Here is a 16,852-nt window from a genome sequence, read left to right as displayed (position 1 = left end):
TGAAGTGACCCCCGAGACTTGGACAGGGGTCAGGCGGCCGATTGGGCCTGTTGGGCCTGCTCCCGGTACTGTACCGGGCTCAGGCCCTTCAATTTCAATTTGATTCGCTCTTGGTTGTAGTACTGGATGTATTCCACCAGCCCCGCCTCCAGACTCTCGATGCTGTCAAAGTTGTTCAGGTAAAAGAACTCCGACTTCAGCGTCCCAAAGAAGCTCTCCATCGCTGCATTGTCCAGGCAGTTGCCACGCCGGGACATGCTTTGTTTTAAAGAGTGCTTTTCCAGCATGTGGCGGTAGTTTTCATGCTGGTACTGCCAGCCCTGATCGGAGTGGATCATGGGGCGCTCATCCGGCGAAAGCTTCTTGATGGCCTCCTCCAGCATCTGACCTACCAGATCGAACACGGGCTGGCGCTTGATCTGATAAGCCACGATTTCGCCGTTGTAGAGGTCCATGATCGGCGACAGATACAGCTTCATGCCTTGTACCTTGAACTCGGTCACGTCGGTCACCCACTTCTGGTTGGGGCGCTCGGCGTGGAATTGGCGATTGAGGTCATTGCCAACCACAACATTGGCGGCCCCCTTGAAGGACCGGTAGCGCTTCACCCGTACCCGTGATTTCAGGCCCATCTCCCCCATCAGGCGCTGTACCCGCTTGTGATTGGTCCGATGACCCTGATTGGCCAATTCCAGCGTCACCGTGCGATAGCCATAGCGCCCTTGGCTTTGATCGTAGATTGCACGGATGCGCTCGCACAGGGCTGCCTCGTCTTGATCCGGATGGGCCAGGACATGGTTCTGGTAATAGAACGTACTGCGTGACAGCTCCGCCGCTTCGAGCAGAAGCGACAGCGTATGAACCTGCCTCAATCCTTGGATGGCTTGCGCTTTGCGTCTTGCGCCGCCTGCTCTTCCCGGATCAAGGCATCGAGTTTTTTTAGGTAGTCGGTCTCCGCACGCAGATAGGCGACTTCCTTGAGCAGCTCATCGCGGCTCATTTCCTCAGGTGGCTTGGACGAACGGGTCTTTTTCATCGGCTTTCGGGGCAGCGGCGGAGGCGGTGCCAACGCTTGGGCACCGCCTTGAGCATACAGGCGCCGCCATCGCCCCACCGCGCCGGCATCACCGATCTGGAAGTAGGTGGTGGCCTCCCGCCCGGACATACCGTCCTGGCTCATTTTTTCCAGGACAGCCAACTTGAACGGGAGGTCATAGAACCGGGCCTGGCGATGAAATCCGCGCCAACCATACAGCCGATAGGTCGCCACCCAGCGCCTGACCGTGGAGGCCTCCAGGCTGTGGCGACGAGCAACGGCTTTGACTGATGTGGAGGTCTTGCAGGCCTCTTTGGCGACCTGCAGTTTGAAACGAGCGTCGTATCTGTTCATGTATCCCTCGGGGTTGGATCTGGCGTCCAACTCCCGGGGGTCACTTCACCATGGGGGCTTGGCCGCGGCATCCATGCCGCGGACACTCCCGCAACCGGACCCACCCCGCCTTCGACAGATCTCCGCGATCTGCAGTAGATCCACGCCATGCGTGGATGAATCTCCATCGGAATCGAATATTTCGAATTGGAATCGAAAAGAATCCACGCATGGCGTGGATCTACCGTGTCGACCAAGGTCGACACCTACCAACAGCCATCGGAATCTGTCAGAGGTGGGGCGGTGTCGGAGTGCGGGGTGTCAGCCGCATGGATGCGGCTGCCAAGCCTACATGGACGTACTTGCGGCGTCCCCGCACTCCGACACCGCCCCGCCCCCCTGCGGATAGCCCGCTTTTGACGTTGACGTTGCTCCGGTTTGCAGCAGGTGCAGGGCGCAGCCCTGCTCGACCCACCTCACACCGTGATGGTCTGGGTCAGTGACTCCCACGTCGGTGGCACCGGCCACGCCGCCGCCTGGTTGCCATCCAGCACCCTGCGCAGGTCGCGCGGATCAATCTGCGGTGCCAGCACGTGCACCAGTTCCAGCGCGTAATCACGCAGCACCCGGTCGCGCGGCAACACCGCCCAGGCGATGCACTCGGCGATCGGGTCCGGGGCCGGCCACGAACGCAGGTCTTCATCGTTGGAACTGACCGCCATCTCGGCCAGCAGGCCTACGCCAAGACCCGTGCGCACGTAGGTCTTGATCAGGTCCGCATCCAGCGCGGTCAGTGCCAGATCGGGCACCAGCCCATTGGCGGCGAAGGCGCGTTGCAGGGATGAATTCGGTCGGGTCGAGGATTCGTAGCTGATCAATGGCTGGCGGGCCAGCGCGGCCAGGTCCGGTGCGCGGCCGGCGCGGTCCAGCGGATGGCCCTTGGGCACCACCACCAGGCGCCGCCACCGGAACAGCGGCACTGCGATGCCATCGGTGGGCTCACCGCCTGCGGTGCTGATGATCGCAATATCGGCATCACCCTGGTTCAAGCGGTCCAGCGCGTCGGCTTCACCGGCCTGCTGCAGGTGCACGCTGACCTGCGGGTAGGCCTGCTTGATCGCCGCCACCGCCGGCGGCAGCACGAAGCGCGCCTGGGTGTGCGTGGTGGTCAGGATCAGCTGACCCTGGCTCTCGCGACGCTGGTTTGCCGCGTAGGTGCGGATGTTGTTGGCCTCAGCCAGCACCGCGCGGGCGCGGGCGATGACCTCGGTGCCGGCCGGGGTGACCGACTCCAGGCTGCGGCCCTTGCGCACGAACAACAGAAAGCCGAGCTCGTCTTCCAGCTGCTTGAGCTGCTTGGACAGGCCGGGCTGGGTGGCGTGCACGCGCGAGGCAGCGAGCGTGATGTTCAGCTCGGCATCGGCAATGGCAACCAGGTAGCGCAGCTGGGTCAGCGTCATGGGAGGCAGGCGGCGTGGGGCGGAGGTCCACTCTAGGGTCAATTGCCGTCACCAGCTTATAACCAAAGGTTGTTTAAGAAAGGTATCTGGTCATTTCCGGGCGTCATATGCCGGCGCTACGGTCAGCCGGCAGCCGCTGGCCTGAACAGCCAGCCCTCCCCCTTTGCCCGCCGAAGCCCGGCGCGGCCCCGTTTCCGGAGCGCTTCCATGGCCCTGTACGAGTCCATCCTCGATACCGTCGGCAACACCCCCATCGTCAGGTTGCAGCGCCTGGCACCGCCACAGGTCAGCGTCTACGCCAAGGTCGAGTCATTCAATCCGGGCGGCTCGGTCAAGGACCGCCTGGCGCTGGCAATCATCCTCGACGCCGAAGCGCGTGGCCTGCTCAAGCCAGGCGACACGATCGTGGAGGCCACCTCGGGCAACACCGGCGTGGCGCTGGCGATGGTCGCTGCCGCGCGCGGCTACAAATTCGTGGCCACGATGGTCGAGACCTTTTCGGTGGAGCGTCGCAAACTGATGCGCGCCTATGGCGCGAAGGTAATCCTGACCCCGGCCGCCGAGCGTGGCAGCGGCATGGTGCGCAAGGCGCGCGAACTGGCCGAGCAGCATGGCTGGTTCCTGGCCAGCCAGTTCGCCAACCCGGCCAATCCGGCTTATCACCGCAACACCACGGCCGCCGAGATCCTGCGCGACTTCGCCGGCAAGCGGCTGGATTACTTCGTCAGTGGCTGGGGCACCGGCGGCACGCTCACCGGCGTGGGCGAAGTGTTGAAGGTCGCGCGCCCGCAGACCCGCGTCATTGCTACCGAACCCGCCGGCGCCGCCCTGCTCAAGGGCGATGATTGGAAACCGCACAAGATCCAAGGCTGGACCCCGGATTTCGTGCCGGACGTGCTCAACCGCGATGTGGTGGATGAACTGGTGTCGGTGGAGGATGACCGCGCCATCGCCACCGCGCGCCGACTGGCGGCGGAGGAAGGGATCTTCGTCGGCATCTCCGCCGGCGCCACCGTGGCCAGCGCGCTGGACGTGGCAGCCCGCGCTGAGCCGGGCTCGGTGATCCTGGCGATGCTGCCGGACACCGGTGAACGCTATTTCTCCACGCCGCTGTTCGCCGATGTGAACGAGGGTTCCGACGACGACTGGCTGGCTGGCCTGCCATGACGCAAGCCGCCGGGCATTGCCTGGCGCCACCGCCTGCCGCGAATCCGTGACCGCTTCAGCCTGCGTGAAGGCAGCGACCGCCATCGTGCGTGAAGGCCGTCGGATCGCAGCGCGTGAGACGGTCATGACGCAGTATCGATGCCCTGTCCCCTACCGTGGGGTACAGCCGGCGCAGAGGCTGCGCGGAACACCTCACAGGCAGGAGACGGACGCATGAAGATCGAAGTTTGGCAGGGTGACATCACGACCCTGGCGGTGGATGCGATCGTCAACGCGGCCAACGAAACATTGCTCGGCGGCGGTGGTGTGGACGGCGCGATCCATCGTGCGGCCGGCCCCGCGTTGCGGGCCGAGTGCGAGCGGTTGCCCGAGCTGCGCCCCGGCGTGCGTTGCCCGACCGGCGAAGTGCGTGCCACCGGCGCTTACGCCTTGCCGGCACGGCATGTACTGCACACGGTGGGCCCGGTCTGGCACGACGGCCAGCGTGACGAGCCGGCATTGCTCGCCAACTGCTACTGGAAATCACTGCAGCTGGCCGAGTCGCTGGGGGTGCAGTCGATCGCCTTCCCGGCGATCAGCTGCGGTGTGTATGGCTATCCGCTGTACCAGGCGGCGCAGATCGCCGTGACCGAGACACTGGCCTGGCAGCGCAGCCATGCGCAGCCGATGCGCATCGTGCTGGTGGCGTTCAATACCGCGACGGCCAAGGCGTACCAGCAAGCGTTGAGCGCCGCCGGGCAAGGCGCAGACGGCGAACCGCGCGGCTCGATGCTGTCGCCGCTGGGTGATGCGGGCTTCGCCGCCGCGCACTGAATCCGGCGGTCAGCGTCAAGGAAAAGGCCGGGCATTGCCCGGCCTTTCCTGTTGCGCCGTTGTCCACACTCCCACGGAGTGTGGAACACGCTCAACGGCTGGCAGCTTCCACCGCGGCGGCATCATCGGCCGCAGCAGCGGCCGCGTCGGCAGCGGCACTTGCCGCCGAGGCAGCAGCCCCATCGGCGCTGGCGCCGTCCACCTGCACACGCACTTCCACCATGCCCGCGCCGTTGCTGAGGCTGGACACCTCGACGGTGTAATGACCGGCAGGCAACGCTTCTTCCAGGCGTGCGTTGGTATCGTTGCCACCGTCATCGTCGGTCAGTTCGACATCGCCGCCAACCACGCGCAGCACGGTATCGACCTGGCCGGAGATTGCATCCAGCCGCACATTGGTCGGACGGTCCAGCGTCAGCAGGAAGCGGCGGACGCCATCGTTATCGAGCATCGTGTACACGCTGCCGGACTTCGGCAGTGCGGTGCCATCGCGATCGACCAGGTTGCCCGGCAGCTCGATCCGATTGGCCGACAAGGTGAACATGCCACTGACGCCGTCGCCGAGGCCACGCGCGGTCAGCGTGTACTTGCCCGGCTTCAGCGACAGGGTCAGGCGCGAGTTGGTGCTGTCCCCGCCGTCGTCATTCTCGGCATCCACGCCCTGCCCGGACAGCTTCAGCACCGGGTCGAAGGCGTCCGAGACCAGCCGGATCTCGTACAGGCCCGCCTTGTCCACCTGCAACGTGTAGTCCTGCGAGTTGCTGGCCAGCATATCGACGATCTCGCCACTGCCCGCCAGCGGCTTGCCGTCGTACGGCTTCAGCTTCTCGGCGCGAAGGCGATAAGGGCCGAACGCGGTCGGGCCATCGGCGTTGACTGCCACCTGGTAGGTACCACTGCCGTTGGCACGGAAAGCCAGCGAGACGTCCCCCTCGCGCTCATAGCCTGTGTTGCTGGTGGATACCAGGCTGCCGTTGTTGAACACCGCAATCGAGCCGCTGAGGGCACCAGTGAGCTTCAGGCCGACCAGATCCCTGTCTTCCAGCTTGATCTGGTAGAGCTGGTGATGGCTGCCGTCATTGAAGTTGATGCCGCTGCGCGAGGTGATCTCGCCGGAGACCGGCTTGTCGAAATCGAGCGACGCGGCCTTGCCTGCCTCGGCACCGCCGCCACCGATGCGGTTGCACCCGCCGGCGACCAGGACCGTGGCTACGGCCAGTGTGATTGCTGCCAAACGCATGTTGTTTCTCCTTGGCCTTCCATGTGGTTCCCACGCACCGGCCGGGCGCATGGGGGCGGAAAAGATACCCGCAAAAGCAAACGCCGGCGTGATGCCGGCGCTGCCTTGTTCATCCAGCGATGGGACGGATCACCCGTTCCACTTGCCCAGCGCGGCCAGGCCATTGTCCCTGGCGCGCTCGTACACGGTCTTCTGGGCAGCAGCGTAGTTGCCCTTCATGTCCTTGGCCCACAGCTTCAGCGCGGCCTGCTGCATGGCACGGCCGTAGGAGAAGCTCAGCGGCCACGGCAGGTTGCCCAGCTGGTTCATCGCGTTCAGGTGCTCGGTGGACTGCTCGTCGCTCTGGCCACCGGACAGGAACACCACGCCCGGCAGGATGGCCGGCACGGTGCTCTTGAGGCACATCACGGTCGACTCGGCCACTTCCTCGACGTCGGCCTGCTCTTCACAGTCCTTGCCCGAGATGACCATCGAAGCCTTCAGGATGGTGCCTTCCAGCAGCACGTTCTGCTGGTACAGGGCGTCGAACAGCGAACGCAGGGTCGCTTCGGTGACTTCGTAGCAGGTTTCAATGTCGTGGTCGCCGTCCATGATCACTTCCGGCTCGACCATCGGCACCAGGCCGCATTCCTGGCACAGCGCTGCGTAGCGGGCCAGCGCATGGGCGTTGGACTCGATGCAGGTGCCCGACGGGATGCTCTCGCCGATGTTGATCACAGCACGCCACTTGGCAAACCGCGCGCCCAGCTTGTAGTACTCCTGCAGGCGCTCGCGCAGGCCATCCAGGCCTTCGGTCACCAGCTCGCCCGGGCAGCCGGCCAGCGGGTGCGCGCCCTTGTCCACCTTGATGCCCGGAATCATGCCGTGGTCGGCCATGTACTTGGCGAACGGCACGCCGTCCTTGGTCGACTGGCGGATGGTTTCGTCAAACAGGATGGCGCCGGAGATGTGCTCGTTGAGCTTCGGCGTGGTCAGCAGCAGTTCGCGGTAGGCACGACGGTTCTCCTCGGTGTTCTCGATACCGACGCCAGCGAAACGCTTGGCGATGGTAGCGGTGGATTCGTCGATCGCGATGATGCCCTTGCCCGGGGCAACCATGGCCTGGGCGGTTTCAGCCAGCTGTTCGATGCTCATGTACTTCCTGTGGCGGGTGCGGGAAAAACACAAGTATAGCCCCGCCGCCCGTTGCGCCGGCGTGCAGGCCAGAATGGAAACGATTCCAATGTCGGCGCAGGACAAGCGATGTCCTGCGGCACGGGGTCAGAGCCCTTGCGGGGATCCGACCCCGGCGGGCCTCAGAGGTCGCCCAGGCCGATGGCGCGGCCGTCCTCTCCCACTTCCAGCAGGCGCAGGGTATTGGTGGCACCGTGGGTTTCCATGTGCTCGCCACTGGTGAACACGACGCGGTCACCGGCCTGCAGCAGTTCGGCTTCCACCAGCAGGCGGATGCTGCCGCGCGCGGCTTCGCGCGGGGTCAGCCCGCGGCTGTCGAAGTTGATCGGGAACACATCGCGCATCAGGGCCATCTGGCGGCGCGCGCCGTCGTGGCGGGTGACTGCGAACACCGGCGCCTTGGCGCGGAACCGCGACAGGTAGCGGGCGGTGCCACCGGATTCGGTCATCGCCACGATCGCACGCACGCCCACGTGCTGCGACAGGAACATGGTGGCCATGGCAATCGCCTGGTCGGCACGTTCCAGATTACGCGGCGAGGCGTTGAAGTCGGTCTCGGTCTGGAACTGGCGCTCGGCACCCAGGCAGATACGCGCCATCGCTTCCACCGCCTTGACCGGCCAGGCACCGGCAGCGGTCTCGGCCGACAGCATCACCGCGTCGGTGCCATCGATGACCGAGTTGGCCACGTCCAGCACTTCGGCGCGGGTCGGGATCGGGCTTTCAACCATCGACTGCAGCATCTGCGTGGCGGTGATCACCACCTTGTTCTGCGCAAGCGAGGCCTTGATGATCTTCTTCTGCAGGCCGGGCAGCTCGGCATCGCCGATTTCCACGCCGAGGTCGCCACGGGCGACCATCACAACGTCACTGGCCTCGACGATCTCTTCCAGGTTCTCGATCGCCTCGGTGCGCTCGATCTTCGACACCAGCGCGGCATCGCAGCCGTGCGAGCGGGCGATCTCGCGCGCGTCGTTCATGTCCTGCGCGTTGCGGCAGAACGACACGGCGATGAAGTCGACACCGATCTTGGCGACGATGCCGATCAGTTCCTTGTCGCGCTCGGTCAGTGCGCCCAGCGAGAGGCCACCGCCCTGCTTGTTCAGTCCCTTGCGATCAGACAGCGCGCCGTCGTTGAGCACGGTGCTGATGATGCGCTCGCCCTGCACCTCCACCACCTGCAGCTGCATCAGGCCATCGTCGAGCAGCAGGACATCGCCCGGGCCGACGTCCTGCGGCAGGCCGAGGTAGCTGACGCCTACCTGGGTCGCATCGCCGGGGCCGACGTTGGTGCTGGCGATCAGGTCGAAGCGGTCACCCGCCTTGAGCTGCACCTTGCCTTCGGCAAAGCGCTCGATGCGGATCTTCGGGCCCGGCAGGTCGGCCAGGATGCCCACTTCCACGCCCACGCGGGCAGCGGCGGCACGCACTTCGGCGGCACGCTTGGCCTGGCCGGAGGGGTCGCCATGGCTGAAGTTCAGGCGTACCACGTTGACGCCGGCGCGGAACAGATCCTCCAGCACGCCCGGCGGATCAGTGGCCGGACCGAGGGTGGCAAGGATCTTGGTGCGACGCTGACGCTCGAACATGGTGAATGGGCCTCTCCCGGTAAAGGACGGAAATTAGCACATCCTTCACGTCGCATGTATACGGTTACAGCCTTGTGCCGCTTGTCTTCGCGGGTCATGGAACGGACATCACCCGGACATACGCCGGCGCAGGCAGTTCTGTAGAGCCGAGCCCATGCTCGGCTGGGCATAGGCCGAAGCAGCCGAGCATGGGCTCGGCTCTACAGGAGCCTAGGCCAACAGCGTCGTCAGCTGCGCCGGCTCACGGGCCAGCTGGCCCGCGCCGGCTTCGGTCAGTTCGGCCTCACCGCCAAAGCCCCACAGCACGCCCACACTGCGCAGGCCGTGGTGGCGCGCGCCTTCGATGTCCATGCGGCGGTCGCCGATCATCCAGCACTGCGCAGGCTGCACCTGCAGCCGACGCAACGCCTCGCCGACCAGTTCCGGCTTGTGGCTGCGCGAGCCGTCCAGGGTCGAACCGACGATCTCCTCGAACAGCCCGCCGAACGGCAGGTGGGCAAGGATGCGGCGCGCATGCGGCTCGTTCTTGGCCGTGACCACCGCCAGGCGGTGGCCGCGACCATGCAACGTGCGCAGGGTGTCCTCCACCTGCGGGTACACCGTGTGCTCGCGCCAGCCTTCGACATCGAAGCGCTCCCGGTAGTAGCCCACTGCCTGTTCCACCCGCGCCGGTTCACCGAACAGCGGCATGAAGGTGGTACGCAGCGACGGACCGATCCAGCCCCGCAGGGTGTCCTGCGGCGGCACCGGGTACTCCATCTTCTGCAGCGCATAGGCGATGCAGGCGGTGATGCCCACCTGCGAATCGATCAGCGTGCCGTCCAGGTCGAAGAACAGCACATCCTTGCCGCGCTCGCCACTCATGCGCCGCGCGCGTCGAGTGCGGCCACTGCAGGCAGAGTCTTGCCTTCCAGGAACTCCAGGAACGCACCACCACCAGTTGAGATGTAGCTGACGTCGCCGGCGATATCGAACTTGTCGACCGCGGCCAGGGTGTCCCCACCGCCGGCGATGGAGAACGCCTTCGAGCTGGCGATCGCGCGGGCCAGCGCTTCGGTGCCCTTGCTGAAGGCCTCGAACTCGAACACGCCGACCGGGCCGTTCCAGACCACGGTGCCGGCCTTCTCGATCAGCTGCGCGTACTGCGCGGCGGTCTGCGGGCCGATGTCCAGGATCAGGTCGTCTTCGGCAACGACATCGACCGCCTTCACTTCCGCGGCAGCGTCGGGCAGGAACTGCTTGGCGGTGACCACGTCCACCGGCAGCGGAATGTCGGCGCCACGCGCCTTCGCATCGGCCACGATCTTCTTCGCCGTGTCCAGCAGGTCCGGTTCATACAGCGACTTGCCGACGTTATGGCCAGCGGCAGCAATGAAAGTATTGGCGATGCCGCCACCCACGATCAGCTGATCGACCTTGCCGACCAGGTTGGCCAGCAGTTCCAGCTTGGTGCTGACCTTGCTGCCGGCGACGATGGCCAGCAACGGCTTGGCCGGTGCATCCAGCGCCTGCGCCAGCGCGTCCAGCTCGGCCATCAGCAGCGGGCCACCGGCCGCGACCGGTGCGAAGCGGATGACACCATGGGTGGAGGCCTGCGCACGGTGCGCGGTGCCGAAGGCATCCATCACGAACACATCGCATAGCGCCGCGTACTTCTTCGACAGGGCTTCATCGTCCTTGCCCTCGCCGACATTCATGCGGCAATTTTCCAGCAGCACCAGCTGGCCCGGCTGCACCTCGACGCCGTCGACCCAGTCACGCACCAGCGGAACCTCGCGGCCGAGCAGTTCGGACAGGCGCTGGGCCACCGGCGCCAGAGAATCGGCTTCGCTCCACACGCCTTCCTTCGGGCGCCCCAGGTGCGAGGTGACCATCACCGCCGCGCCCTGCTCCAGCGCGCGCTTGAGCGTCGGCAGCGAAGCGGTGATGCGCTGTTCGGAAGTGATGCGGCCATTCTCGATCGGCACGTTCAGATCCTGGCGGATCAGCACGCGCTTGCCGGAGAGGTCGAGGTCGGTCATGCGGACGATGGACATGGGCAACTCTTTGGCTCAGGGACGGGATGCCGGGGTACGGCAGACGGCCATTGTATCGGGTGCGGGTGGTGGGAGGGTCGATGCCTGCGGCAGGCAGAGGCGCACGGCAACGGCAACGGCAACGGCAACAGCAACTGCCAAAGCGCTGACGCTTCATGATGCTGGGGGTGGGCCGGGGCGGTGTGGGCTGGCAGGGGGCGCCGTGAATCCGTCCATGGAGGCTCGGGCGCGCCATCCATGGCGCTTACGCCCCCGCGAGCCCACACCACCCCGGCCTCGACAGGTTCATGAGGCGGAGCGGACGGCAAAGGCAAGAGCGGTTTCTGATGTCGGAGAAAAATGTAGAGCCGAGCCCGTGCTCGGCTGGGTCTATCGCGAACAGCAGCCGAGCGTGGGCTCGGCTCTACAAAGAGCGCCCTGCCAAGCAGCTTTTGCTCTTCTTTTTTTCCTTCCGTGGGTGGACGCACACGGAAATTGTCAGAGGCCGGGCGGGGTGGGTTCGCGGGAGTGTCCGCGGCATGGATGCCGCGGCCAAGCCCCCAGGGACGGGTTCACGGCGTCTCCCGCGAACCCACCCCGCCCGGCCAAGCACGGCTTTTGCTTTACGCGACCAACCGCCCACCCACGAGGGGCTGCGCCGTTCGCCGGAACCTACGCCGAAGGCGCCGGCTTCTGCCGAAGCAGGCTGACCGCCAGGCCGCCAACAACCAACACACCCAGCCCCAGCAGCACCCACAGCAACCACGCCTTCCAATCGTGCTGCGGCTTCAGCGCCGCATCGCCGGCCAGCGGTTCCGGACTGCCTTCCAGGCGCGCCAGCGTCGGCTGCCACGACGGATCATTGCGCTGGCGCAGTTCCTCGATCAGCACACCAATCGGCGCTTCCATGCGGCGCGCGGTCGCGCTGCCCACCGCCAGTGCATACGGCGCTGCACCCTGGCTCAGGAACACCAGCACTTCGGGTTGATAACCCAGGCGCAGGGTGGGTGCGGTTGCCGTTTCGGCGGGGTTCGCCACCAGCTTCCAATAGCGATCCCGATGCACCCCGCCCAGCGGCTGCGCGGCCGATTGCTGCCGTTGGCCCTGCGCACCCTGCTGCAGCTGATAGGCAATCCACGGTGCACTGCGGCGCTGCCATTCCGCGCTCTGGTCATCGCGGCTGAACAATGTCCACTGCACCAGGCTGTTGTCGGTGCTGGCCACGTCGGCACGTGCCGCCGGGAAGCGGCCATCCATCTCGAAGGTGTACTCGCCCTTGCCCTTCGAGGTCGGTGCCAGCGACAACCACTCCCATGGCAGTGTGGCCGGTGCCGGCGGCAGCTCGGCCAGTACGCTGCGCAGCGTCGGCAGACGCGCATCGCCCTGCGCCAGCACGCGCAGATAGCGCGCTTCCCCATCCACCTGCAGGCGGCGCTGCAGCAGGCGCTTGCCGGCGCGCTGCAGGTCCACCAGCGGAATGTCGCGGCCAAGTGCACGCCAATGCTGCAGGTCGTCGCTGACGTCCAGCTGCACCTGAGCCTGCAACGGCTGGCCACTGTCGGCCCAATCCAGTACCAGCGCCGCCAGCGGCTGCTGGCCCAGCACACTGGCGTCGATCAGCCAGCCGCCCTGCCCGTTGGCCCTTGCACCGCCAGTCACACGTGCTTCCACGCGACGGACACGGCCATCGGTATCGCGCTCGGTCAGCAACTGCAGGTCGTTACGCTGTGCTTCGGCCAGCGGCGGCAACGCGAACCACGGCAGTTCCCGCTGCACCGGCGGTTGTGCCAGCGGCTGGTCCGGCGCGAGCAATGCCGACGGCAACGATTGGCCGGCGGCATTGAACACCTGCACGTCACCCAGGTCTGCGCTACCGGAGCGACGGTAGATCGCCGGTTCCAGCACGACACGGTAGGCACCCGATTGTGCGCTGGACAACGTCAGCGGCCACTGTTCGGCGTACTGGGTACGGTAATCGGCAGCCTGTGCGGTGACGGCGGCCAGCATGCCGAACATCGCCGGCAGCAGCGCCCTGCTCCACGTCTTCATTGTTTTTCCTCCACGGTCGGCGCCGCGCTCGGCGGTGCCGGTGCCAGATAACCCACGACCGTGCACAGCAGGCCGTAGGCGATGAACGATGCAATGCCCAGCAGGTTGCCCAGGTGCTGGCGATCAACAATGACCAGTTTGGCCAGTACCACACCCATCAGCACGGCACCGACCATCCACAACACGCGCTGGCCGCGGCGCGAACCCCATACCCAGGCGATCACGCCGAGCACGCTCCACAGCACGGTCAGGCTGGTCTGCGCCAGGCTGGAACGCATCATCGACGAACTCCACGACAGGCCGCCCCACTGATGCACGCCGTGCAGCACCAGGCTGGTCAGCGCGACGAAGGTGGCCAATGCCAACAGCGGCAGCCGGATCTTCACCAGTGCCTGCGGCGCCTGCCCGCTGTACAGCCAGCGCGCCAGCAGCGCCAGGCTCAACCACTGCCCCAGCTCGGCCGGGTTCAACACCGGCAGCCACGGCAGCGGCGCTGCGTCACCCGGCAGCAACTGGCCGAACAGCCAGCCTGCGGACAGCAGGCCGAACAGCACGCACTGCAACGGCAGGCGCACGCTGTCGAAGGCAGCCCCCAGGGGCCACCGCAGTGCGTCCCAGCGCCACAACGACAGCGCCGCCATCAGCAGCCACGGCAGCGTGAACAGCAGCAGCGTCCAGCCCTGTGCCAGCCCGGCCTCGCCACCGCCCCACAGGGCCAGCAGCGAAAGCAGCGACGGCCACAGCAGCCACCACAGGAACTGCGCGATACGTGCCACGGTGTTGCCGCCCTGGCGCAGGCACAGCAACGTACGGACGCCCAGCGCCGCGAACACCGCCCAGGCCAGCGCGCCATAGCCGGCGAACGGCTGCTGGTGCGCATCGCTCTGCATCAGCGCCAGCGGGAAGCCCAGGGCCAGCATCGCCAGCGCGGTGACGCCCAGCGCGCGTGCCGGCTGGCGGCGCTGCACTTCAGCCGCCAGCCAGGCCGTGGCTGCGACCAGCACAAGCAGCGCGTCGGCCTGGGTGCGGTGCGGGAAGAAGCGGAAGATCTCGTGCACCAGCCCCCCCAGCCACCACAGCAGGCCCCACAGGTAGTAAACCAGTGCGATCTCGTGGCGCACCCTGCGCTGGTAGCTCCACGCCGAGGCGAACCCGGCCAGGGCCAGCAGCAACGCACCGATGGCGGTCGGGTTGAGCAGGAAGCGGGCGTCGTCGAGCCAGTGGTCGGCGCCTGCCACAAAGGCGAACGCGGCGCCGATCTGCAGCAGCGCACCGGACACCTGCGGCAGCCAGCGCTTCTGGCGCAGGCCCAGCCAGGCCAGGCCCGCACCTTCCAGCGCGAACACCGCGCCGGTGGCGCGCGCAGACAGTGCCAGTGGCACCGCCAGCGTGGCGAAGCCCACCGCCAGCACCGCATGCGACTGCGCCAGCACCGTGTACGACGCGCGCGCGATCAGCGCCCGCGCCAGTACCGCGTAGATCGCCGCCAGGCCCAGCGCGCACAGCGCCAGCGTCATCGGCTGCTCGTGCAGCATGCCCGCCTGCATCGAGAAGGCGACCAGGGGCGTGCCGAACACCAGGCTGCCGTCGACCAGGTCACGTCGCCCGGCGGGCTGCCGGCGCGCGTACAGCAGCGGGATCAACAGGTAGAAGGCGAAGAACAGCAGCAGGAACGGCTCGGTGCTGCTGAACTTGTCCGGCGCGTACTGCAACACGCCCCAGAACGTACCGATGCCGAAGGTAAAAGCGAAGCCAAGCAGGTTCAGCGCACGCCACGGACGGAACCAGGCGATGGCGAAGATGCCAGCGTTGAGGACCGCGTAGTAGCTGAACAGCCCCACGTGGTTGCCACTGCCGGTGGACAGCCACAGCGGTGCCATGAAGCCGGCGAGGATGCCCAGCACCGCCAACGTGCGCGAGTTCTGCACCACCGCCAGCACGCACAGCCCAGCCACCAGCGCAATCGAACTGGCGAAGGCAAACCCCGGGTTGAGCAGCTCGAACCGCTTGAACGCGGCGAAGATGGTCAACAGCAGCACGCCGATGGCACCGCCCTGCAGCGCCAGCGCGAACAGGCGCCGGCGCTCGCGCTGATGCCAGCCGAACGCCAACAGGCCCAGTGCACCCACCGTGACGCCGGCCAGGCGCAGCTCGATCGGCAACACCAGCCAACCTTGGTCGCTGACGTACTTCAACAGCGCAGCAACACCGGCCAGCAGTACCAGCATGCCGATCTTGACCGGCACGTTGCCCTCGGTGAACCAACGCTTGACCGCGCCAATGCCGCGCTCGATGAAGTTGGGCAGTGCCGGTTCGGGGGGCAACGGCGGCTGCACCGGCGCGGGTGGCACCGGCGGTGGTGCGACCGGGCGCGGCGCCTCCACTGCCGCAGACACCGCTTCGCGCACCGGCGGTGGCGTTGGCTGGGGCGGAGGCGGTGCGGCAGCTGCCACCGGCCGCAGGAACGGCGGATCGGCGCCGGCCACAGGCAGGGGCGCAGACCGTTCCGGCGCAGGCTCGGCTGCAACCGGCCGGGCGGCCGGCGCGGCAGCCATGGCGGCTTCCAGCGCGGCCACACGGCGGCGCAGGCCAGCAATCATCACCAGCGCCACCACCAGCAGCAGCGGGATGGCCAGCAGAACCAGTACCACCAGGGCTATCAATGCTTCCATTGCATGCTTCCATTGCAATCCCGCGCCCCAGCGGCAGCGGTCGACCGGGCCATGCTACGACAGGGCCGGCCCCATAAACGACGAACCCCGGCCAGGCCGGGGTCCGCGTGCGATCTTCGCCGGCCTTACTTGGCGGCGACAACCTTGGCCATTTCCAGGCACTTGTTGGAATAGCCCCACTCGTTGTCGTACCACGACACGAGCTTGACGAAGGTGCCGTCCAGGGCGATGCCGGCGTCTGCGTCGAACACCGAGGTGTGGGTTTCACCGACGAAATCGGTGGCCACCACCTTGTCTTCGGTGTAGCCCAGGATGCCCTTCAGCGCGCCTTCGCTCTGTGCCTTCACTTCGGCGCAGATCTCGGCGTAGGTGGCTTCCTTTTCCAGCTCGACGGTCAGGTCGACCACCGACACGTCGGAGGTCGGGACGCGGAAGCTCATGCCGGTCAGCTTCTTGTTCAGTTCCGGAATGACCACGCCGACGGCCTTTGCCGCACCGGTGGACGACGGAATGATGTTTTCCAGGATGCCACGGCCGCCGCGCCAGTCCTTGTTGGACGGGCCATCGACGGTCTTCTGGGTGGCGGTGGCCGCATGCACCGTGGTCATCAGGCCACGCTTGATGCCCCACTTGTCGTTGATGACCTTGGCCAGCGGGGCCAGGCAGTTGGTGGTGCACGACGCGTTGGAAATGATGGCCTGGCCGGCGTAGGTCTTGTCGTTCACGCCGAACACGAACATCGGCGTGTCGTCCTTCGACGGGGCCGACATGATGACCTTCTTCGCGCCCGCATCGATGTGCTTCTGCGCGGTTTCCTTGGTCAGGAACAGGCCGGTGGCTTCCAGCACCACGTCGGCGCCGACTTCGTCCCACTTCAGGTTGGCCGGGTCGCGTTCCTGGGTCAGGCGGATCTTCTTGCCGTTCACCAGCAGGTCGTTGCCCTGCACGGCCACGTCGGCCTTGAAGCGGCCGTGCACGGAGTCGTACTTGAGCATGTACGCCAGGTAATCCGGCTCCAGCAGATCGTTGATGGCCACGATTTCGATGTCGTCGCCGAAGTTCAGCACCGCCGAGCGCAGGACGTTACGCCCGATGCGACCGAAACCGTTGATACCAACCTTGATTGCCATGTTCTCAAGCTCCTGCGGCCGCGACGGGTGCGGCGGGATGGATAGGGCCCACAAGTCTAGCAAACCGGGGCTGGCCACCGTGGGCCAGCCCCCGCGCCAGAGGGCGGGCGGACAGGATTTGATCCGGATCAAAGCGTTAGCGCGGCGTGAGGCCGAGACTGTCGCCATCCACCCA

Annotated in this window: 12 protein-coding genes; 2 read left to right on the top strand and 10 right to left on the bottom strand. The window is 66.3% G+C overall.

What is annotated here, in order from left to right; genetic code table 11:
- Window positions 1-29: 29 nt before the first annotated feature.
- Together G370_RS1000000121290 and G370_RS0107395 are read right to left on the bottom strand one after the other, a co-directional pair.
- Window positions 30-1,390 (bottom strand): IS3 family transposase gene (locus G370_RS1000000121290; RefSeq protein ID WP_425423325.1). Its coding sequence is split into 2 segments (ribosomal slippage): window positions 30-934 and window positions 934-1,390, totalling 1,362 coding nucleotides; the frame shifts between segments, so codons are not numbered across the junction.
- Window positions 1,391-1,845: 455 nt separating this feature from the next.
- Window positions 1,846-2,829 (bottom strand): LysR family transcriptional regulator, encoded by a 984-nt coding sequence (locus G370_RS0107395; protein ID WP_019660022.1) that lies wholly within the window; start codon window positions 2,827-2,829, stop codon window positions 1,846-1,848.
- Between the two features lie 207 nt (window positions 2,830-3,036).
- Here G370_RS0107395 and cysK point away from each other — a divergent pair, with 207 nt between their 5' ends.
- Window positions 3,037-3,996, top strand: coding sequence for a cysteine synthase A (gene cysK, locus G370_RS0107390; RefSeq protein WP_019660021.1), 960 nt, complete (start codon window positions 3,037-3,039; stop codon window positions 3,994-3,996).
- A 213-nt stretch (window positions 3,997-4,209) separates the two neighbouring features.
- A complete protein-coding gene (locus G370_RS0107385; RefSeq protein ID WP_019660020.1) occupies window positions 4,210-4,809 on the top strand; it encodes an O-acetyl-ADP-ribose deacetylase in 600 nt (199 codons plus the stop codon).
- A gap of 91 nt (window positions 4,810-4,900) precedes the next feature.
- On the opposite strand, the gene G370_RS0107380 is transcribed toward G370_RS0107385, so the two are convergent.
- The 8 genes from G370_RS0107380 to gap all read right to left on the bottom strand — a co-directional run bounded on the left by G370_RS0107380 (window position 4,901) and on the right by gap (window position 16,677).
- On the bottom strand, window positions 4,901-6,049 hold the full coding sequence (locus tag G370_RS0107380; RefSeq protein ID WP_019660019.1) for a hypothetical protein: 1,149 nt from the start codon (window positions 6,047-6,049) through the stop codon (window positions 4,901-4,903).
- Between the two features lie 129 nt (window positions 6,050-6,178).
- Complete coding sequence (locus G370_RS0107375; protein ID WP_019660018.1) at window positions 6,179-7,183, bottom strand: class I fructose-bisphosphate aldolase; 1,005 nt, start codon at window positions 7,181-7,183, stop codon at window positions 6,179-6,181.
- A 161-nt stretch (window positions 7,184-7,344) separates the two neighbouring features.
- Window positions 7,345-8,811 (bottom strand): pyruvate kinase, encoded by a 1,467-nt coding sequence (gene pyk, locus G370_RS0107370; protein WP_019660017.1) that lies wholly within the window; start codon window positions 8,809-8,811, stop codon window positions 7,345-7,347.
- A 210-nt stretch (window positions 8,812-9,021) separates the two neighbouring features.
- Entirely contained in the window at window positions 9,022-9,675 is a 654-nt protein-coding gene (locus G370_RS0107365; protein WP_019660016.1) for an HAD hydrolase-like protein, read from the bottom strand.
- Entirely contained in the window at window positions 9,672-10,847 is a 1,176-nt protein-coding gene (locus tag G370_RS0107360) for a phosphoglycerate kinase (protein WP_019660015.1), read from the bottom strand. Before G370_RS0107360 ends, G370_RS0107365 begins: the two co-directional genes overlap by 4 nt.
- A gap of 651 nt (window positions 10,848-11,498) precedes the next feature.
- Window positions 11,499-12,875, bottom strand: a complete 1,377-nt coding sequence (locus G370_RS0107355) for a DUF3999 domain-containing protein (RefSeq protein ID WP_019660014.1) — start codon at window positions 12,873-12,875, stop codon at window positions 11,499-11,501.
- Window positions 12,872-15,547: a DUF2339 domain-containing protein gene (locus G370_RS0107350; protein WP_019660013.1), complete on the bottom strand. Its 2,676-nt coding sequence runs from the start codon at window positions 15,545-15,547 to the stop codon at window positions 12,872-12,874. Before G370_RS0107350 ends, G370_RS0107355 begins: the two co-directional genes overlap by 4 nt.
- Before the next feature lie 125 nt (window positions 15,548-15,672).
- Window positions 15,673-16,677, bottom strand: a complete 1,005-nt coding sequence (gene gap / locus G370_RS0107345) for a type I glyceraldehyde-3-phosphate dehydrogenase (protein WP_019660012.1) — start codon at window positions 16,675-16,677, stop codon at window positions 15,673-15,675.
- Between the last annotated feature and the right edge of the window lie 175 nt (window positions 16,678-16,852).

Origin of the sequence: Stenotrophomonas hibiscicola ATCC 19867, from assembly GCF_000382065.1 — a bacterium.
Lineage (GTDB): Bacteria > Pseudomonadota > Gammaproteobacteria > Xanthomonadales > Xanthomonadaceae > Stenotrophomonas > Stenotrophomonas hibiscicola.
Note: the sequence above shows the minus strand (reverse complement) of the source record. Positions and strands in the feature narration are given on the sequence as shown.